Source organism: Anditalea andensis, from assembly GCF_000714815.1.
In the GTDB taxonomy this organism is placed as follows: domain Bacteria; phylum Bacteroidota; class Bacteroidia; order Cytophagales; family Cyclobacteriaceae; genus Anditalea; species Anditalea andensis.
The window spans coordinates 259,429-278,560 of record NZ_JMIH01000022.1 but is presented as its reverse complement, the minus strand read 5'-3'; the positions used below and the strand labels follow the sequence as shown (position 1 = coordinate 278,560).

Sequence of the window (19,132 nt, the reverse complement as noted above, 5' to 3'; positions counted from 1 at the left end):
CATTATACATAGATTAAACACAAAAAAAGCAAAAACTTTAGTCTTTGCTCTTTCCATTATTATTAACCTTAATTACTTGATTTAGAAATTCACCTGAGCCTGTAACCTTAACAAGGTACCCTTTTGTCTGTTATTTGGATTGGTAAAATTTTCGAAAGTCCTGTCAGACATCGTATACATGGCTACGAGCTCAAAATTACGGTTGGGCTGCCACTCTACACCTATCTCCAGTTCTTTGACCCTATGTCGTGTAGCATCGAGCTCATGTTTTTTACCACCCTTATAATATTGGTATCTAGTAAAGGGTATAAAGAGATCTTTACCTTTTTTCAGATAATATGAAGCCATCACATACCCACCTTCTAGAGGAGCATCTTCCACATTCATAGTTTCCGGATTGAATTCGGGTCCGCGTCCCATATTGTATTCAGCCTGAAGGCCAAATGGCTGTGGGTATAGAATAAAGCTGGCCCCATAACGATATTCCCTGAACTCTGTCTGATCAAGATCTGTCTGTGGCGTTCTGTTGATAACAAAATCACCAGTGTACCCTTGAATCGATCCTTCTATGATCTGTCCTGAATTTAATTCAAAAGGATAGGTGAACCTGGTGGCCACGTGAAAGTTATCGTTCATCTCCGGCTGATTGGCAGTCTGACCATTATACAGGCCTATTCCAAACATTCCATAATCACCGGAACCTTTGAGGCCACTGGAAACTAAGTAACTGAATCGCCTACGGATTTCTTCCGGTGCATAATAAAAGAATACACCTATATCCCTTTCATTTGCCACGGCACTGTTCAGACCGTCATTCCGATCAAGAGGTAGCCGGTTTTGGCTGCTTTGCATGTTCTCAAAGCCAAATGGGACCTTTGATTGGCCTACCCTTAATCTGAACTCCTGCTTATCATCCAAAGCAAGGTCAAAGTACATATCCCTAATCTGTGCAAAATTATTTCCTCCTGAAGCAAAATCCGGCTGGAAATAAAAATAAACCTTTTCATGCACCTGACCATAGAAGATCATTCGGATCCGTCGGAAGAAAAACTCCTCATTCCCGCCCCAAGACCTGTCACACTGCACACATCTAAGATCAGGATTGGATTGTAATCCATTATATCTCATCTGGGCATAGCCCCTCATCTGGATCGATTGGAACCATTGCTTTTTTTCCACTACTACATTTTCTGAGCTTGTAGAATCTTTCTGAGCGTCCCTTGCAAAAACATCAGAAAAAGCCATGACCAAGCCAATCATGACAACAGCGATTTTAATTCGCATACCAGAATTGGTTTTTTTGAAATAATAATTGTACAGCATGACAAAGTTGGGGAGGCAATGTATTCTAATGATGAACTTCAGGTTATCAAAAAATTACTACTTGGTAATATTTTAAAAAATATGAAAACAAAAAATTAACAAAAAGGAACGTAAACACATTGTAATGTCCCTTCAATCACATAAATACCACTTTATAGCTTAACAATGTCTTAACATCAGCCGGCCCACCCTTCTCTGTCCAAGCTTCTGTACTGGATCGCTTCTGCCAGATGCTCTACCCTTATTTCATCACTATTCGCTAGATCAGCTATGGTCCTGGATACTTTGAGTATCCGGTCATACGCTCGAGCAGAGAGCCCTAGTCTTTCCATAGCTGTCTTTAATAAGGCCTTCCCAGCTTCATTGATCTGACATACTTCTTTAACCATGTGGGATGGCATCATCGCATTGCAATAAATTTCTGGATTACCTTTAAATCTTTCTGTTTGCTTATTCCGTCCTATTATGACCTTATCTCTGATATTGGTACTGGATTCTGCCTTTCTTAGAGATGTCATTTCCTCGAACTTTACCGGAGTCACCTCTACATGTAAGTCAATCCTGTCCAGCAGTGGGCCGCTTATTTTGTTAAGATAACGCTGCACAATGCCGGGACCACAGACACATTCTTTTTCAGGATGGTTATAATATCCGCATGGGCATGGATTCATGCTGGCGATCAACATAAAATTTGCCGGATAATCCACTGATACTTTAGCCCTCGAAATTGTGACCTTCCGCTCTTCCAGTGGCTGCCTCATGACTTCAAGCACCGTCCTTTTAAATTCAGGCAACTCATCTAAAAACAGTACACCATTATGGGATAGCGATATTTCCCCAGGCTGTGGATTTCCACCTCCCCCTACCAAAGCCACATCACTGATGGTGTGATGTGGAGATCGGAAAGGCCTCTGGGCGATGAGGGCAGCATTTGAATTGAGTTTACCGGCTACAGAATGAATTTTGGTAGTTTCAAGTGCTTCCTGAAGGGTCAATGGCGGCAGGATAGATGGAAGTCTTTTTGCCAACATGGTCTTACCCGCACCCGGTGGACCTATCATAATCACGTTATGTCCTCCAGCCGCGGCAATCTCCATAGCGCGCTTTATATTCTCCTGTCCCTGTACATCGGAAAAATCAAATTCATAAAGATCCAATGAATTATAAAAAATATCTCTCGTATCCGTCACCGTAGGCTTTATCTCCAGCTTGCCTTCCAGGTAAAGAATGGCTTCTTCGAGTGTATCTACCCCTATAATATCAAGATTGTTAACTATAGAAGCCTCAGCAGCATTAAAATTAGGTAATATAAATCCCTTAAATCCTTTTTTCCTAGCCTCTATGGCTATGGGGAGCACCCCTTTGACAGGACGTAGCTCTCCGTCCAGAGACAGCTCTCCCATGATAATGTATTCGGATAAAGTTGGAAGTACCACCTGTTCAGAGCTTTGAAGTATGCCCAATGCAATAGGAAGATCATAAGAAGATCCTTCTTTACGGATGTCTGCAGGAGCTAAATTGACTACCACCTTTTGCCGAGGCATACGGTATCCAAAGTATTTCAGTGAGGATTCTACCCTTTGCTGACTTTCTTTAACTGCAGAATCCGGGAGTCCCACTAAAAAAAATTTTGTACCCTGCCCCACATTTACTTCTATTGTTATTACCTTGGCATCTACACCTGAAACAGCACTTCCAAAAGTCTTTGCTACCATTTTAGTTTAGTTTAAAGATAAAAAAAGGAAACCTTTTCGGTCTCCTAATATAATCATTATTAAAAAAATATTCTCCTACTTATAGTTCTGTCTTGGTTTTATTTTGGAACTTTCCTTCTCATCAGCCAGGCTATCATTTCTATCTCGAAGTTTTTCAGTAGGCCTTTCCGCTGAAGTGGAGATTTTTGATCCCTGCTCAATATCATATAATTTTGCTTTTAACTCATTTTTGTCTAATTCCAATCGCCGGATATCTTTCTTTAACCCATTGATATATACATTATCCAATGCCCATGAAATTAAATATAAGACCAAGCCTACTAATATCCATACCACCACGGTGCCGGCTGTCAGCTCTCTGATACCTAATGTATCTTTGATAGTATCAAAAGCAAGGAAAAATATCAATGCAATAGCAAAAAAAACTGCCACTAAAAGTTGAAATATTGTATTTATCTGTTTCATAGCTTAATTATTCTTATTTAATCATCCAACTTAAATTATATATTAAACTCTTGATTATTACAAAAGTTTAAACCCATACTTCTTTAAAAAATAGCCGGTAAGTAATATCTAGTATAGATGTTCAATAACCGTGCTAATTGTTTTCAACTTTCTATAAGTGATATTCGTGCCTTAGTATATTCAGCCGAATACCCATTTGAGTATAATTTATGGCTTGACTGGACCTATTCATTTCTATATGCCTTCTGTGGACCCGGCTGATATCTAAGTAAAAATTATGCTTCACCATATAGGAAGCGTTAAATGAAGCTATCCCTACCTGGTGTTTTACACCCTGTCCTATCCGGTGCCCGAATAATCCCATACCGGTATTCAGAAAATTATGGTTTTTATGTAAATCTCCACCATAATTTTCTTGAACGGAAGGGTCCTTGCCAAAATAATGATAAACTCCTGCAGCATTTAGTTGTAATCTGGAAATAGGCTGATACCTGATGATCGTCAATACTTCCCTAAAATTAGCTCCACGAGGATGTGTCAAAGGAGTTCTATAATTGGTGAAAGCACTATATTCAAATTTCTCTTGATAGGTATATGGTCTCGCATGATTATATTCCAATTGTATATCTAAATTTGGTAAATCAAATACCTCTATATATTTGTATCCCAGCTGCAGGGCATGTTTGTTTCGACGGGAATACTTACCATCTAAACCAAAAAATTCATTAAATAAAAATTCATCCAGTACAAACTGCCCGTATAACTGCATAGAGGGTACTATATTCCATTTTACATCTGTGCCCAGCATCACTTTGTCAGGGGAGCCGAGGCCATGTTCTACCCATCGGTAAAAGACGACTGGATTTAAATAATTCCAGTCCCAGCTATTGGCCATTACAGATTCGAAAACACCTATATTCACCTTGTGGCCAAAGTCAAAAGCTAATCGATGGTGGGAAAACCACTTCTGAGGATAACGGGCATCTGTAGGTCTCCCTCTGTTATATACCACATCGGCAGTCATTTGCCCCCATAAGTTGGTCAGGTATAATCTCCAGATTTTTGTATTGAGTTTTAAAAACATATATGGGTTGGAAAAATCAGATAAAATCAAAGATCTGTATCCTTCTCCTACAAAATTACGGTCGTGCCCCATTTGGGCATTAATATGTTTGGTCACCGGAAAACTGATATGCCCTAATGCTGAAAAATAGCTATACCCTTCTTGAGAATAAGGCTTCCAGAAACCTTCCCCCGGTATGGCACCCTTATGCTGGATGTAGGCATCTAGCCAGGAGGGGAATCTGACTTCATTCATGGATAAATAAGTATAAAAACCGATTTTCCTATCTATGCTTCCTCTCATTTGCAGGCCGCGCGTGTTGCGAAAACGCCTGTTTTCCACTCCATACTCCTGACCTGCCCCAAAAGATATGACAGGATTAAGATGAAAATCAAAATGTTTATCCCTAAAGTGATAAAAATCAGCAGGTTTCCGGTAAAGACCCCATAATACATTCTCGTTACCCCTCGTCTCGGCCTTTGAAAATTCCCAGTTATCATCTTTTAAATAAGAGATATTAAATCGATCCACTGAGGTAAAGTTTAATATATTTTTGGAAAGGCTATCAAGAAACTCAGCGACATGATCCCTACGGTAAGGTTTTATTCCCGTGGAAACCATATCTGAAAAAGGACCGCATTTTATCACGTACCTGTCTATGATATGATAATAATCTCTATCTATAGGTAGATATGCACTTTGCGCACGTACATTTGCTACCATACCAAGGAATAAAAACAGCAGTAGAGAAAAAAATTTCATATCTCAATGTTTTATAAAAGTCCAAATACCTTATCAGAAATATAGCAATTTATCTTAAATTTACCATAAAATAATAAAGTTCCGTTCCTGCAGCTTAAATAATTCATCGTTAAAGATTTGGACGAGTTTATAAAAAAGAATAACTTTGTGCTCCAATTTGAAAAAGAGATAATTATAAATAGGTAATACCATGAAAAAAGACATTCATCCTAACTACAGAGATGTTGTATTTTACGACACCTCTAGCGAATATAAATTTATCACCAGGTCTACGATCGAAACGAATGAGACGATCACCTGGGAAGACGGTAAAGAATATCCGGTTTACAAAATAGAAGTAAGTTCACATTCGCACCCTTTCTATACTGGTAAGAAAATGCTTTTGGATACTGCTGGTAGAGTTGAAAAATTCAACAGACGATACAAAAAGAACTAAAATCTTTTCTCTATAAAGAGTTTAAAAGTCTTTCGAAACTTGTTTTCCGAAAGACTTTTTTATTTTTGTAGCTATGGATAATTTAATATTATTTGACGATCCCGCCCTGAGGGGTAACCTATTGCCCTTTACTTTTACCAGACCGGTAGCAGCTATCCGAGTAGGCATAATGACTATTGCCGAAAAATGGGAAAAGTACTGGGATGTCCAGGCAGGATATTACACCCAAGATTACCTACGGGACAAATATTCATTCAAAAATACACCATCCCTGTTCATCAACGGTGCCTTATGTCCCAATGATATATTGGTCAATAATATCAAAAAGCTCGAAAAAGGACAGTCTCTATGGCACGATCAGACCTTACTAGCCGCACGTATAGAAGATCCCAAGAGTTTTTCTATAGAGGCCATCAAGGGAAAATCTACTGAACAGTTTAAAAACGATTACAGGTTAATCAGTAAAAACTGGCATATCTTTCAGCACAATGCGGCTGAAATAAGAACGGATTTCAGTCTTCTAACTAAAAACAGAACATCTGAAGGCATCGCTGATAAACACACCATCTGTTATAAAGAGGAAAATATCTTTGTAGAAAAAGGCGCCCACATCAGGGCAGCAGTACTGAATGCCGAAGATGGGCCTATATATATAGGTAAAAATGCCAGTATCCAAGAAGGGGCACTGATCAAAGGGCCCTTTGCGCTATGCGAGGGATCTACTGTAAACATGGGTGCCAAAATGAGGGGTGATACCACCATAGGCCCCTACAGTAAAGTAGGCGGTGAAGTATCAAATTCTGTTATTTTCGGATATAGCAATAAAGGCCATGACGGATTTATGGGGAACTCAGTCATAGGAGAATGGTGTAATATGGGAGCAGATACCAACACTTCTAATCTTAAAAACAATTATGCTTCCGTCAAACTTTGGGAATATACCAGAGGCGGATTTGCCAATACAGGACTTCAGTTTTGCGGCCTCATGATGGCTGACCATGCCAAGTGTGGTATCAACACCATGTTTAATACCGGGACTGTGGTAGGAGTGGGTGCCAATGTATTTGGAGATGGATTTCCAAGAAATTTCGTACCTTCCTTCTCCTGGGGAGGAGCAGCCGGCTTTTCTACCTTTCAGTTTCGGAAATTTGAAGAAGTGGCAGAAAAGGTAATGGAACGCCGCGGGCACTCATTTGATGAAACAGAAAAAGCCATCCTGCAAAAAGTCTATGAACTGACAAAAACTTACAGGATCTGGGATAAAGGATTATAAGATTTACTGAAACCATTATAGATGTTATTTTCATCCATCCCCGGATTAAGGGAAACCAAGGAAAGGCTGATCAAGGCTATCCAAACCAATCACCTTGCCCATGCCCTTCTATTTCACGGTCCGGAAGGATCCGCCAATCTGGCCATGGCCTTGGCCCTGGCTACCTACGTCAACTGCCAAAAGCCAGAGGAGGAAGATGCTTGCGGAAAATGTGATTCCTGCTTAAAGATGGGAAAACTGATCCATCCAGATGTAGGCTACACTTTCCCTGTTCCCGGCAGCCTGATTTCAGATGATGATAATAAGAAAAAGGTGGATATCCTTTCACCCTGGCGCTCATTCGTCCTTAGCTCACCCTATGGCAACCTCTCTGACTGGAACTATCACAATGGTTTTGACGGCAAGCAGCTTAACATTTCTAAAAATGCAGCAAAACAGATTATAAAGACACTGTCTTTAAAGTCTTTTGAAGGGGGATACAAAATCATGCTCATTTGGTTTCCTGAATATATGCATGTAACTGCTGCTAATGCTATACTCAAGATCCTGGAAGAACCGCCTGAGAGAACCCTTTTTCTCATGGTTTCTAACCAGCCGGACAAATTGCTCACTACCATATTGTCAAGGACACAGAAAGTATTGGTAAGGGCTTTTCGGGATGAGGAGATTAAAGATCACTTTATTGCTTCGGGCATCAGCACACCCGAAGCTGCTGCCCAAATTGCCCCCTTGGCAGATGGCAGCATGAGAGAGGCTTTTCAACTGGCAGACCAGATACAGGATGAAAATACGGTCAAATTCAGGGATTGGATGAGAATTTGCTTTGGATTAGAAATTAATCCAATACTCACCATGAGCGAGGAGTTTGCTTCAATAGACAAAGAAGCGCAAAAAGCACTATTCCTAACTGGTCTGACGGTATTAAGAGAGAGTCTGCTAAAAAGAAGCCAGTTGGACGGACTGATGAGAACCGCAGCCTCAGACAGAGCATTTATTGAGAATTTTTCCTTAAAAGCCTTAACCGAAGAAAAGATCATCCGGATATATGATCTATTAAATCAGGCTTTTTATCATTTGGAAAGAAACGCCAGTGCCAAAATCATCTTTACTGACCTGTCTTTAGGAATAGCCAGGGTGCTGAGAAACAAAAATATATGAAAGAAAAAAGAATTATAGGCCGAAGAGAAAAAATCACCCTTCCAGAATGGGGGTTACACATGATATCTGGGAAAATAGATACAGGTGCCTATACCAGTTCTATCCACTGCGAATATGTACAAGAAAAGACAGTAGATGGAATAAGCATCCTTGAATTCAAAGTTTTGGCTCCCGGACATATTAAATATAAAGACCGGCTGATAAAAACAGCGAATTATACTCAAAAAAAAGTTAAAAATTCTTTCGGTGTCGCCGAGATTCGATATAAAGTGAATACAATAGTGAGTATGTTTGGCGAAGAATTTGAAGCCGAATTCACCTTGTCCGACAGGTCAAAAATGAGAAATGCCATTCTAATAGGAAGAAAGACTTTAAAAGGTAAGTTTTTAGTCGATATAGATCAGGTAAATCTTTCTAAAAACTTTAAAAACCCCAATACATGAAAGTCGCTATATTATCCAGAAATTCACATTTATACTCCACTAAAAGATTACTGCAGGCAGTCCAGGAAGCTGGGCATACAGGCATAATCGTAGATCATTCTTTATGCGACCTCATCATAGAGCAGGAAGGACCTTCTATTATATACAAAGGGGAGAAGTTAACGGACATAGATGCCATCATTCCTAGGATTGGTGCATCTGTTACTTTTTATGGTACGGCTGTAGTTCGTCAGTTTGAACTTATGGGTGTATTCTCTGCAGTAGAATCGCAGGCGATCGTCAGGAGTAGGGATAAGCTTCGAAGTCTACAGATCCTATCCAAAGCTGGGTTGGGCATGCCCAAAACAGCTTTCACTAATTTTTCTAAAGGTGGTGAAAAGCAGATTGTAGAGCATGTGGGCGGAGCACCGCTTATCATCAAATTGCTCGAAGGAACGCAAGGATTGGGAGTGGTACTTGCAGAGACCAAGAAAGCGGGGCAGTCAGTCATAGAGGCCTTTCATGGGCTGAAGGCCAGGATCATCGTACAGGAATTTATCAAAGAAGCAAAAGGCGCAGATATCCGTGCCTTTATTGTTAATGGTAAGGTGGTAGGAGCTATGAAGCGACAAGGGGCAGAAGGTGAATTCAGGTCCAACCTTCACCGCGGTGGAAAAGCAGAACTCATAAAATTGTCCAAATCGGAAAAGCAGGCGGCATTAGGTGCAGCTAAAGCCCTTGGTTTGGCAGTGGCAGGTGTGGACATGCTTCAATCTGACAGAGGTCCACTTATCCTGGAAGTAAACAGTTCTCCTGGATTAGAAGGTATAGAAAAAGCCACCGGAATCAATATAGCGGGTAAAATCATAGAATATATTGAGGAATTTGCTGGCAAGAAAAATAGTGCACGGAAAATAAAAGAATAATGGAACCCATAAAAATCGGTACCAGAGGGAGTAAGTTAGCCCTATACCAAGCCTATCATGTAGCAGACCTTTTAAAAAAAACAGGTCTTGAAAGCAAAATCGTGATCATTGAAACCAAAGGAGATAAAGTCCTGGATGTTTCGATAGCTAAAATCGGCAGTAAAGGTGTATTTACAGAAGAACTGGAAGAGCAGTTGGCCGATGGCCGAATAGATATCGCCGTACACAGTGCGAAAGATATGCAGTCGTCACTTCCCTTAGGATTTGAGATCATCGCATTTACTGAAAGGGAAAAAGTCAACGATATTATTCTTAGTCATAGAAAAGATATAGATTATCAAAACCCTGACCTTCCTCTTTTACTTGGAACATCTTCCACCAGAAGAGTGGCTACACTTAAACATTTTTACCCCCACATCAAAACAGTGGAGGTAAGAGGCAACCTACAAACCCGTATAGCCAAAATGGAAAGTGGAGTATGTGATGCACTGCTTTTGGCCTATGCAGGAGCTCACCGTATGAATTATGATGAGATGATCAGATACGAACTCTCATTGGATGAATTCACTCCAGCCGTAGGTCAAGGTAGCATAGCTATTGAATCATCCACTGGGATGGACCCTTATGTGAAAGAAAAGATTGTTTTAGCCTGTCACCATTCAGATACCGGTTTCCGTTTAGCTGCCGAAAGGAGCTACCTAAGGATTCTGGAAGGAGGATGCAGTATACCCGTATATGGTTTAGCTGAAGTAGCAGGAGAAGATTTGCAACTTAAAGGCGGAATAGTTAGCCTTGACGGCACCGAAAGAATCATACAAAAAGTTAGAGGCAGTAAATATGAAGCTGAGAAAATTGGTCAAATGCTGGCCGAAAAAGTACTGAATGCCGGTGGGGACAGAATATTAAAAGAAATAAAATCTATAATCAAAAATTAATCATGCCTTTACGATTATTTCAGCTTATGGCTATGGTCCTATTGGTGGCCGGATGTGCTACAGAAAAAGATTATCTGATTACCATAGAGACCAGGCATGGTAACATGTATGCAGTGCTTTTTGATGATACACCCCAGCATAAGCAAAACTTTATAGACCTGGCCCAAAGCAACCGGTATGATTCTACCGAATTTCAGCGCGTAATAGAAAATTTCATGATTCAGGGGGGTGATGTATTTTCAAAGGATAATACCCCTCAGGACCAGCAATATACCGTCGCTGCCGAAATTCAGGAAGACAGGATCCATGCAAAAGGAAATATAGCGGCTGCAAGACAGGGGGATAACATTAACCCCAACCGTAGATCCAGTGGTACGCAGTTTTATATCGTGCAGGGAAGAGTTTATGACCGACTGGAGTTGACCACTGATATGAAAAGGCTTCAGGAATCCTTTATGAGGTATACGCAGTTGGAAAGTAATAAACCTCTTCAGGAAAATTACCGACAGCTATATGAATTTGGTGATTTTAATGGCATCAACCAACTGATGCTCTCTCATAAAGAAGAAATGGAAAGGTTTTTTAACACCAATCTAGATAAAAAACTCACCCAACAACAAATAGATCAATACACCACGGTCGGGGGCACACCCCATTTGGATAATGCCTATACCGTTTTTGGAAAGGTAGTAGAGGGATTAGAGGTACTGGATAAAATAGCTGCTGAACCCACCGACCGATCCGATAGACCTAGAGAACCTGTTTATATGAAGGTAAAGGTGGATAAAATAGCGAAAAGCCGGATCACAAAAGACTACGGCTATGAATATGCCCACTAACTATAGAATACTGATCACTGGGGCCAATGGACTTTTGGGGCAGAAGTTAGTTCGTCAACTGATACGCCATGCGGATTGTGAGATATTGGCTACCGGAAAAGGCCGGAGCCGGCTGCCATCAGTATGGTCTGGTTTCAGATACATGGAAATGGACCATACCAGCCCTAAAGCAATCGGAGAAATTTTTCGTCAATTTCAACCTACCACCGTAATTCATGCTGGAGCTATGACACAGGTAGATGATTGCGAAGTTAACCAAGCCGAATGTTATAAACAAAACGTAGAAGCTACATCATTGATCTTAAAGGCCTGTCAGTCAATAGATGCTCATTTAATCTTTGTTTCTACAGATTTTATTTTTGGTGGAGAAGATGGGCCATATACTGAAGAAGCTACGGGAAATCCGGTCAATTACTATGGTAGTTCAAAGTTACTGGCAGAAAAGGCGATCATGAATTCATCCTTATCTAAATGGTCCATAGTCAGGACAGTGCTGGTATACGGCATATCACATGACATGAGCAGATCCAATCTGATCCTTTGGGTAAAATCATCACTCGAAGCAGGCAAAACAATCCAGGTGGTAGACGACCAGTTCAGATCCCCTACTTTGGCGGAAGACCTGGCAGATGGCATTATCAAAATCGCAATGGTTAAAGCTTACGGAATATTTAATGTAAGTGGCCCTGACAGGATCACTCCTTATCAAATGGCTGTTTTAACGGCCAAGTATTTCGGTTTGGATCAGTCCTGTATAGTGAATGTCCCCTCCTCTAGCTTGGAACATAAAGGCAAAAGGCCTTTAAAAACTGGATTAATTATAGACAAAGCCATACGGGAATTGGATTTTAGGCCGAAAAGTTTTACAGAAGGAATTGGTATTTTAGCAAAACAACTTAAATTAGCTCATTCTTACAAAAATTGAATTATCAATTTGAAACAAAATCTATATAAAATTTTATGGCAATGAGTTCTGATACTCCAGATAGAGGCCAATGGGGCTCTAGTTTTGGATTTATTATGGCTGCAGCAGGTTCTGCGGTTGGATTAGGTAATATTTGGAGGTTTCCTTACATCACTGGTGAGAATGGCGGGGGAGCCTTTGTTTTTGTATATATCATTTGTGTTTTACTAATAGGATTACCGCTTTTATTAAATGAAATAGCGTTAGGTCGAAGATCGGGCAAAAATCCTATCGGAGCTATCAGAACCACAGGGGGGAAGCAAGTTTTGGCAGAGTGCTGGCGGGCTCTGTATATTAGTCTGCTTTTGCGTTTTGAGTTATTACTCTGTTATTGCAGGTTGGACCATAGGTTATATTTTCACAGAGCTGATTGATATTCCTATAGATTTTTCGGAGTTTCAAGACACTCCTATGTATGTGGTTCCGTTATGCTTCATGTTTTTATTGATGACCATAGGCATAGTATTGGGTGGAATATCCGGCGGTATAGAAAAAGCTGCAAAATTTCTTATGCCTGTTCTGTTTCTTATTATCCTTTTTATAGCTGGCTGAGCTGTGACCTTAGAAGGAGCTGAAGAAGGAATTAGATATTACTTAGAGCCAGATTTTTCTAAAATTAACGGGGAAGTAGTCCTGGCAGCATTGGGACAGGCATTTTTCTCCATGTCAGTGGGCTGGGGCCTGATGATCACCTACGGTTCTTACCTTCCCAAATCTAACAATATAGTACAATCTTCTACCTGGATAGCAGGTATGGATAGTGCCGTAGCACTGCTTGGCGGACTGATGATATTCCCTGCGCTGTTTGCTTTATTACCGGGAAAGGATCCCGCAGGAGGGCCAGCTTTGGTATTCGATGTGCTTCCAAAGGTTTTTGATGCGATGCCAGGAGGTAATTTTATAGGGGCATTATTTTTTCTATTGCTGCTGGTAGCTGCTCTTACATCCAGTATCTCTATGCTAGAAGTTCCTGTATCCTATTTTATAGATGAAAAAAAATGGAGCCGCAAAAAAGCTACATGGATCATAGGCGGCGCGGCTATGCTTTTGTCTATTCCATCCGCATTATCTTCTATTGAAGGCAATGTATTCAATACCATGACGATCAATTTCTTTGGAATCATCAAATCAGGATTCTTTGATATGATGGACTTTTTCTTTGGCACATTAGCAGTAGTCGTGATCTGTCTTATGCTGAGTCTATATACTGGGTGGGTATCTAAAATAAAAGCATATGCAGATGAAATCGAACTCGGGTCACCCATCTTTAAAGGTGTCCTAAGAAAACTATGGGTGTTTTTTATTAGAATAGTATGCCCAGTGGTAATACTTTTGGTACTTTTAAATATGGTAGGATTATTAGGCCAACCAGGGGAAGGTGGCTGATCTAAAGTAATTTATGATTATTAACATATACAAAAGGACTTTTTTAGGTCCTTTTGTATATTTTTCTTCAATGCAAAACTTTTTAGATATAAAACTTAAACCACCTTTTATTTTTACCATTTTATTATTTATGTTTAAAAAATAACTTTTTACAAGTGGTATATTTTACGTGAAACAGGCTTATAATATAGATTTATGAAGATTTTGATAGTTGAAGACGAAGAAATTAATCGTTTTATTCTAAAAAAACTACTAGAAAAGAACCAATATCAGGTAACCTTAGCTAAAGACGGTATAGAGGCTATGAAAATATTGGTTGAGGATATTAATTTTGACATTATCATGACCGATATCATGATGCCAAAAATGAATGGAATTGAACTTTTGGAAGAAATAAAAGCACATCCTATTCTCAAATCTACTCCTATCATCGGTTTTACCCAAGGAAACTTGGAGCACATGAAAGCAAAATCATCAAAAAAATTTGATGCCCTATTTTCAAAACCTTTTGAGGTAGAGAAAATTGTAACCACGATCAAAAGTTTAACCTTAAAAGATTAATTTAAAATCAAGCTTTCCCGGTAAATCCTTTATATTGTTTGAAATAAATAACCTTCATATGATTTCACCATATGATAAGACAAAACGCAGTTTAATAGAAGAAATTCCGTCATTCAAAATGTCTTTTTGTTAAAAATATTTAATTTTTTTTCTTTATAAAGCATCTTTTTTCGCTTACTATCGTTGTATTGATGATCAAATTAGGACCTCATGCTCCTGTCAAAGAGAAAAAGAGAGATACTAGATTCAAATTATACCATATAAAAATCATGAAAAAATTATTTATAGCAGTGATCGCCCTATTCACTTTAGGCAGCGTACAGGCTCAGGAATTCTCCATTGGACCTAAATTAGGGATTAGTCAGGGCAATGTCAATGTCAGCGGAAATGGATATACCAGCGGTGACAGCAGGATAGGTTACCATCTTGGGGGCTTTATCAGAATGGGGGGAAATACTTTCTTTATCCAGCCTGAAGTACTATATACCAATACAGGTGGTGAAATAAGCCGGATGGACGGCAATAACAGGGTAACTTATGCCGCATCTTTTAATAGGCTGGATGTTCCGGTAATGCTGGGTTTAAAATTGGCTAACATCTTCCGCATACAGGCTGGTCCGGTAGCCAATTTCATGCTCAGTTCAGAACTCAAAGATAACGTGGACAATATTATAGACCCTGATTACAACACTTCTACAATAGGCTATCAAGCCGGAATAGGATTGGATATCGCCAATTTGATACTTGATCTAAAATATGAAGGTCCCTTGGGCAGAACGGCAGAAAGTATAGCGGGATTTCAAACTGACCAGAGACAAAACCAAATTATCCTATCACTGGGTATCAGGTTATTTTAGGAACCAGAAACTCAATGCTAAAAAGCCTCTTTTCATAAGGGGCTTTTTTTTAACATTATAGCTTTTCTATTTACTTATACAGGAAATTCCGGCCTGGAGTAAATAAAATTTATATTTTTGTAACATGCTATCCAAAAAAACCAAGTACGCTTTTCACGCATTGACATTTTTAGGAAAAGTGGGTAATAAAAAGCCTGCCTTGATACAAGACATATCCGAGGCTTACGGCATATCTCATAAATTTCTAGAAAACATATTACTTGAACTGAAGAAGGCCGGAATATTAGGCAGCAAAAAAGGAAAAGGAGGAGGTTATTACTTGATCAAAGACCCTAAAGATGTGGCATTATCCAAGATAATACGCCTATTGGACGGTCCGATAGCACTGGTCCCATGTGTCAGCATAAATTATTACGAACCGTGTATAGAATGTAAAGATGAAGCTACATGTGGGTTAAATAAAGTGATGATCAAAGTGAGAGACGAAATGCTTAATGTACTGGAAAACAAAACCTTAGCTGATATACTCGAAAAAGAATAAAAAAAAATTTACACAAACCCTATCTTTTTTATAGGATTTGTATACTTTTACAGATTCAACATTGTCGATTTTAGCTATGATTTTAGATCAACCCATCAAAAAGTGGTTTGTAGACCGCACTGGAGAAGACACAAACATTAAGAGTTTTGTTAAATCCGTATCGTGGAGAATTGTGGGTACAATTGACACTATCATCATATCATATATTATAACGGGGCAGCTTTCTATGGCGATTTCAATAGGCTCAGTGGAAGTGGTCAGCAAAATACTTTTGTATTATCTACATGAAAGAGCCTGGGAAAAAATGACCAAGGTAAAGATAGAAGCAGATACTGAAGAAGATTACCGTTAGGATCTGGTAAAACAGGTAGGCACAGATGAAATACAAAACGGAATAACCTCATGCTATGATACCAAACAGGCAAAATGTTCAGGTTTTCATCCAGACCTTACAGTAGAGGCAAAGTTATGGCCATTGAGCTCCAATTATAAAAAGAGCATCGAACATTCAAAAAATGTCACACTCTGGGAGGAATTTTAAAATGCGAGATTACATCTGCCCTTTGAAAAACAAATTATAAACAGATGAAAAAAAACATTGAAGCAATAGCACCGGTCATCGATACCCTCTCCCCTGCTGAGGGGTTAAAGTATTTAAGTGAACTCTTTCCCGGAGATGTTGTTTTTTCCTCATCATTGGGTCAGGAAGATCAGGTCATCACAGAGATGATCGCAACGCAGAAATTAGACATCCGTATATTTTCACTTGACACCGGCAGACTATTTCCGGAGACACTTGACCTACTGGCCCGTACAGAACATAAATATAAGACACGCATAAAACTATACTACCCCAATACTTCATCCGTAGAAAATCTGGTAAGCGCCCAAGGTATAAATGGATTCTATGATTCAACCGAAAACAGAAAAAACTGCTGTTATGTAAGAAAAGTGGAACCTCTTAAAAGAGCATTACAGGGAGCGGTGATATGGGTAACCGGACTTAGGGCTGATCAAAATGCAAACCGCAGTCAGATGCATAAGCTGGAATGGGATGATAGCAATAAAGTCATTAAATACAATCCACTTTTGGACTGGTCATATGATGCAATGCTGGAATATATCCAAACCAACAAAATCCCCTATAACCCGCTTCATGACAAAGGCTTTATCAGCATAGGCTGCGCCCCCTGTACCAGAGCAATAGCCCCCGGGGAAAACCCTCGTGCCGGAAGATGGTGGTGGGAAGATTCAAAAAAAGAATGTGGTTTACATATAAAATAATCTAATAAAATGAGCAACATATTCATACCAAATCCAAAAGAAGCAGAATCCATCCACATCATACGTGAAGTAGCGGCACAGTTTGAAAAACCTGTATTACTTTTTTCCGGTGGCAAGGATTCAATTACCTTGGTCAGATTGGCTCAAAAAGCTTTTTATCCTGCGCGAATTCCCTTTCCTCTTCTTCATATAGATACAGGGCATAATTTTCCGGAAACAATTGAATTCCGAGATCAATTAGTGGCGGAGCTAGGCCTTGAACTAATCGTAAGAAATGTACAGGACGCTATAGACCAGGGAAAAGTAAGAGAAGAAAAAGGAAGGTACTCCAGCCGAAACACTCTGCAGACCACCACCTTATTGGATGCTATAGAGGAGTTTAAATTTGATGCCTGTATAGGTGGTGCCAGAAGAGACGAAGAAAAGGCCCGGGCAAAGGAAAGAATCTTTTCTGTTCGGGATGATTTCGGCCAATGGGACGAAAAAAACCAGCGACCAGAATTATTTGATATGCTGAATGGAAGGATCCATCAAGGACAGAATGTAAGGGTTTTTCCTATTTCCAATTGGACGGAACTGGATGTGTGGGAATATATCAAAACAGAAAAGATAAAAATACCATCTATTTACTTTGCCCATAAACGCGAAGTGTTTATGAGAGACGGTATGATCTGGACAGCCAATGAACATGTTTACCGAGAACAGCATGAACAGGTTTTGGAAGAAATGGTGAGGTTCAGAACAGTAGGGGATATGACCTGTACAGCAGCTGTTTTTTCTCAGGCAGAAACACTTGATGCAGTAGTAGAAGAGATAAGAGCCTCCACTATATCTGAAAGAGGCGCCCGGATAGATGATAAAAGATCGGAGTCAGCCATGGAAAACCGTAAAAAAGTGGGATATTTTTAATTACCTCTGATACAATTGATTTATAAATTATTGAAATAAAGACCTTCCAGCCATGACAGATAATAGAAAACTTATTAAAATAGCAACCGCAGGCTCAGTAGATGATGGCAAAAGTACGCTAATAGGCAGACTGTTATACGACACCAATTCTTTGACCACTGATAAGATAGAAGCCATTCAGCGTAATTCTAAGCAGAAAGGTTTTGATTACCTTGATTTCTCCCTTGCTACAGATGGACTGGTAGCAGAACGTGAACAGGGCATCACTATAGATGTAGCCCATATATATTTTTCTACAGAAAAGGCCAATTACATCATTGCAGATACACCAGGTCATGTGGAATACACCAGAAACATGGTCACTGGTGCATCTACGTCTCAGGTGGCCATCATCCTGATAGATGCCAGAAAAGGTGTAATCGAGCAGACCTATAGGCACTTCTTTATCAACAATCTTTTAAGGGTGAGTCATATAGTAGTTGCCATCAATAAAATGGATTTGGTAGAGTATGATGAAGAGACCTACTTAAAAATCAAAGAAGATTTTGAAGTCCTTATCAAAAAAAGTAATTATACCTCCGATCAGATTTCTTTTATCCCAGTCAGTGCGCTTAATGGAGACAATATCGCACAGAAATCGGAAAAAATGTCCTGGTATGTAGGAAACAGCCTGCTAGATCATCTGGAGGTATTGGAACCTTCGGACTTACAGGAAAGTACAGCAGCTCGTTTTGCGGTGCAGTATGTGATCCGGCCAAAGACTTCTTCCTACCATGATTTTAGAGGTTTTTCAGGAAAATTGCATGGCGGAAGATTAGCTGTGGGCGACGATATCACGGTATTGCCATCGTTTACTCAGAGCAGAATTAAAACCATCGAGTTTTTTGATCAAGAATATGATGAAGCCCTGCCAGGCAGTTCAGTCACCATCACTTTAGAAGATGAGGTCAATGTAAGCAGGGGCGATATGCTGGTCAAATCAGATGAGCTCCCCACATCCGAAAAACAACTGTCGGCCATCATCTGTCAGGTAAACAGAAAACCCCTGACCGTAGGTTCCAAGCTTATCTTACAGCATGGAGTTAACAGTGTACTGGCCAAAGTGGACAGTATAGAGAGTGTAATCCATACCGATTTTAGCGGAGAAGAGGCTACAGAAAAGCTATCACTGAATGATATCGGCAAAGTTAATTTTAGGCTAAGTAAACCTATCCACTTTGATTCCTATGTAAACAATAAAAACAATGGCAGCTTTATCCTGATAGACGAAGCTACTTTAGACACGGTAAGTGTCGGCTTTATAAATTAGGCCG

The 19,132-nt window shown here is 39.7% G+C and carries 19 protein-coding genes and 1 pseudogene; 16 read left to right on the top strand and 4 right to left on the bottom strand.

Translation table 11 applies throughout. The features are described 5' to 3' along the window. Positions 1–81 precede the first annotated feature (81 nt). The 4 genes from EL17_RS14015 to EL17_RS14000 form a co-directional block, all read right to left on the bottom strand. Complete coding sequence (locus EL17_RS14015; protein ID WP_035075528.1) at positions 82–1,284, bottom strand: porin; 1,203 nt, start codon at positions 1,282–1,284, stop codon at positions 82–84. Positions 1,285–1,499: 215 nt separating this feature from the next. After that, a complete protein-coding gene (locus tag EL17_RS14010; protein ID WP_035075212.1) occupies positions 1,500–3,038 on the bottom strand; it encodes a YifB family Mg chelatase-like AAA ATPase in 1,539 nt (512 codons plus the stop codon). A 75-nt stretch (positions 3,039–3,113) separates the two neighbouring features. Next, entirely contained in the window at positions 3,114–3,503 is a 390-nt protein-coding gene (locus tag EL17_RS14005) for a DUF485 domain-containing protein (RefSeq protein WP_035075209.1), read from the bottom strand. Between the two features lie 151 nt (positions 3,504–3,654). Beyond that, positions 3,655–5,328: a hypothetical protein gene (locus EL17_RS14000; protein WP_035075206.1), complete on the bottom strand. Its 1,674-nt coding sequence runs from the start codon at positions 5,326–5,328 to the stop codon at positions 3,655–3,657. 190 nt (positions 5,329–5,518) lie between these two features. On the opposite strand from EL17_RS14000, the gene EL17_RS13995 reads away from it, so the two are divergent. The 16 genes and pseudogenes from EL17_RS13995 (at position 5,519) to EL17_RS13920 (ending at position 19,128) form a co-directional block, all read left to right on the top strand. Further along, positions 5,519–5,764, top strand: a complete 246-nt coding sequence (locus EL17_RS13995; RefSeq protein ID WP_035075204.1) for a type B 50S ribosomal protein L31 — start codon at positions 5,519–5,521, stop codon at positions 5,762–5,764. Between the two features lie 73 nt (positions 5,765–5,837). Next, entirely contained in the window at positions 5,838–7,037 is a 1,200-nt protein-coding gene (locus EL17_RS13990; protein ID WP_035075202.1) for a GlmU family protein, read from the top strand. A gap of 21 nt (positions 7,038–7,058) precedes the next feature. Next, the gene (locus tag EL17_RS13985; RefSeq protein WP_035075200.1) at positions 7,059–8,195 is read left to right on the top strand and encodes a DNA polymerase III subunit; all 1,137 of its coding nucleotides are present in this window, start codon (positions 7,059–7,061) and stop codon (positions 8,193–8,195) included. Further along, positions 8,192–8,638: an ATP-dependent zinc protease family protein gene (locus EL17_RS13980; RefSeq protein WP_035075197.1), complete on the top strand. Its 447-nt coding sequence runs from the start codon at positions 8,192–8,194 to the stop codon at positions 8,636–8,638. The genes EL17_RS13985 and EL17_RS13980 overlap by 4 nt, the downstream gene beginning before the upstream one ends. Further along, positions 8,635–9,543, top strand: a complete 909-nt coding sequence (rimK, locus tag EL17_RS13975; protein WP_035075194.1) for a 30S ribosomal protein S6--L-glutamate ligase — start codon at positions 8,635–8,637, stop codon at positions 9,541–9,543. Before EL17_RS13980 ends, rimK begins: the two co-directional genes overlap by 4 nt. Then, the gene (gene hemC / locus EL17_RS13970) at positions 9,543–10,478 is read left to right on the top strand and encodes a hydroxymethylbilane synthase (protein WP_035075192.1); all 936 of its coding nucleotides are present in this window, start codon (positions 9,543–9,545) and stop codon (positions 10,476–10,478) included. The genes rimK and hemC overlap by 1 nt, the downstream gene beginning before the upstream one ends. Positions 10,479–10,480: 2 nt before the next feature. Then, a complete protein-coding gene (locus EL17_RS13965) occupies positions 10,481–11,317 on the top strand; it encodes a peptidylprolyl isomerase (RefSeq protein ID WP_035075189.1) in 837 nt (278 codons plus the stop codon). Then, a complete protein-coding gene (locus tag EL17_RS13960; RefSeq protein ID WP_035075187.1) occupies positions 11,301–12,242 on the top strand; it encodes an SDR family oxidoreductase in 942 nt (313 codons plus the stop codon). Before EL17_RS13965 ends, EL17_RS13960 begins: the two co-directional genes overlap by 17 nt. Positions 12,243–12,277: 35 nt before the next feature. Next, positions 12,278–13,667, top strand: a pseudogene (locus EL17_RS13955) (sodium-dependent transporter). 195 nt (positions 13,668–13,862) lie between these two features. Then, positions 13,863–14,228: a response regulator gene (locus EL17_RS13950; RefSeq protein ID WP_051720009.1), complete on the top strand. Its 366-nt coding sequence runs from the start codon at positions 13,863–13,865 to the stop codon at positions 14,226–14,228. A 269-nt stretch (positions 14,229–14,497) separates the two neighbouring features. Further along, positions 14,498–15,085, top strand: coding sequence for a porin family protein (locus EL17_RS13945; protein WP_035075522.1), 588 nt, complete (start codon positions 14,498–14,500; stop codon positions 15,083–15,085). A 124-nt stretch (positions 15,086–15,209) separates the two neighbouring features. Beyond that, positions 15,210–15,626, top strand: coding sequence for an RrF2 family transcriptional regulator (locus tag EL17_RS13940; protein ID WP_035075184.1), 417 nt, complete (start codon positions 15,210–15,212; stop codon positions 15,624–15,626). A 76-nt stretch (positions 15,627–15,702) separates the two neighbouring features. Next, complete coding sequence (locus EL17_RS13935; protein ID WP_035075181.1) at positions 15,703–15,978, top strand: DUF2061 domain-containing protein; 276 nt, start codon at positions 15,703–15,705, stop codon at positions 15,976–15,978. Between the two features lie 233 nt (positions 15,979–16,211). Next, positions 16,212–16,910 carry a phosphoadenylyl-sulfate reductase gene (locus EL17_RS13930; protein ID WP_035075178.1) on the top strand — a complete coding sequence of 233 codons (699 nt, stop codon included), beginning with the start codon at positions 16,212–16,214 and terminating at the stop codon, positions 16,908–16,910. Positions 16,911–16,919: 9 nt separating this feature from the next. After that, entirely contained in the window at positions 16,920–17,819 is a 900-nt protein-coding gene (gene cysD / locus EL17_RS13925; protein ID WP_035075175.1) for a sulfate adenylyltransferase subunit CysD, read from the top strand. Positions 17,820–17,871: 52 nt separating this feature from the next. After that, the gene (locus EL17_RS13920; RefSeq protein WP_035075172.1) at positions 17,872–19,128 is read left to right on the top strand and encodes a sulfate adenylyltransferase subunit 1; all 1,257 of its coding nucleotides are present in this window, start codon (positions 17,872–17,874) and stop codon (positions 19,126–19,128) included. Positions 19,129–19,132 lie beyond the last annotated feature (4 nt).

Bases quoted from the DNA above. Each gene is read 5' to 3' on its own strand.
- EL17_RS14010 (WP_035075212.1), bottom strand. From the start codon at position 3,038: ATGGTAGCAAAGACTTTTGGAAGTGCTGTTTCAGGTGTAGATGCCAAG.
- cysD (WP_035075175.1), top strand. From the start codon at position 16,920: ATGAGCAACATATTCATACCAAATCCAAAAGAAGCAGAATCCATCCAC.
- EL17_RS14005 (WP_035075209.1), bottom strand. From the start codon at position 3,503: ATGAAACAGATAAATACAATATTTCAACTTTTAGTGGCAGTTTTTTTT.
- EL17_RS13930 (WP_035075178.1), top strand. From the start codon at position 16,212: ATGAAAAAAAACATTGAAGCAATAGCACCGGTCATCGATACCCTCTCC.
- EL17_RS13950 (WP_051720009.1), top strand. From the start codon at position 13,863: ATGAAGATTTTGATAGTTGAAGACGAAGAAATTAATCGTTTTATTCTA.
- EL17_RS13980 (WP_035075197.1), top strand. From the start codon at position 8,192: ATGAAAGAAAAAAGAATTATAGGCCGAAGAGAAAAAATCACCCTTCCA.
- EL17_RS13935 (WP_035075181.1), top strand. From the start codon at position 15,703: ATGATTTTAGATCAACCCATCAAAAAGTGGTTTGTAGACCGCACTGGA.
- EL17_RS13920 (WP_035075172.1), top strand. From the start codon at position 17,872: ATGACAGATAATAGAAAACTTATTAAAATAGCAACCGCAGGCTCAGTA.
- EL17_RS13995 (WP_035075204.1), top strand. From the start codon at position 5,519: ATGAAAAAAGACATTCATCCTAACTACAGAGATGTTGTATTTTACGAC.
- EL17_RS13940 (WP_035075184.1), top strand. From the start codon at position 15,210: ATGCTATCCAAAAAAACCAAGTACGCTTTTCACGCATTGACATTTTTA.
- EL17_RS13985 (WP_035075200.1), top strand. From the start codon at position 7,059: ATGTTATTTTCATCCATCCCCGGATTAAGGGAAACCAAGGAAAGGCTG.
- rimK (WP_035075194.1), top strand. From the start codon at position 8,635: ATGAAAGTCGCTATATTATCCAGAAATTCACATTTATACTCCACTAAA.
- EL17_RS13945 (WP_035075522.1), top strand. From the start codon at position 14,498: ATGAAAAAATTATTTATAGCAGTGATCGCCCTATTCACTTTAGGCAGC.
- EL17_RS14015 (WP_035075528.1), bottom strand. From the start codon at position 1,284: ATGCGAATTAAAATCGCTGTTGTCATGATTGGCTTGGTCATGGCTTTT.
- EL17_RS13965 (WP_035075189.1), top strand. From the start codon at position 10,481: ATGCCTTTACGATTATTTCAGCTTATGGCTATGGTCCTATTGGTGGCC.
- EL17_RS13990 (WP_035075202.1), top strand. From the start codon at position 5,838: ATGGATAATTTAATATTATTTGACGATCCCGCCCTGAGGGGTAACCTA.
- hemC (WP_035075192.1), top strand. From the start codon at position 9,543: ATGGAACCCATAAAAATCGGTACCAGAGGGAGTAAGTTAGCCCTATAC.
- EL17_RS13960 (WP_035075187.1), top strand. From the start codon at position 11,301: ATGAATATGCCCACTAACTATAGAATACTGATCACTGGGGCCAATGGA.
- EL17_RS14000 (WP_035075206.1), bottom strand. From the start codon at position 5,328: ATGAAATTTTTTTCTCTACTGCTGTTTTTATTCCTTGGTATGGTAGCA.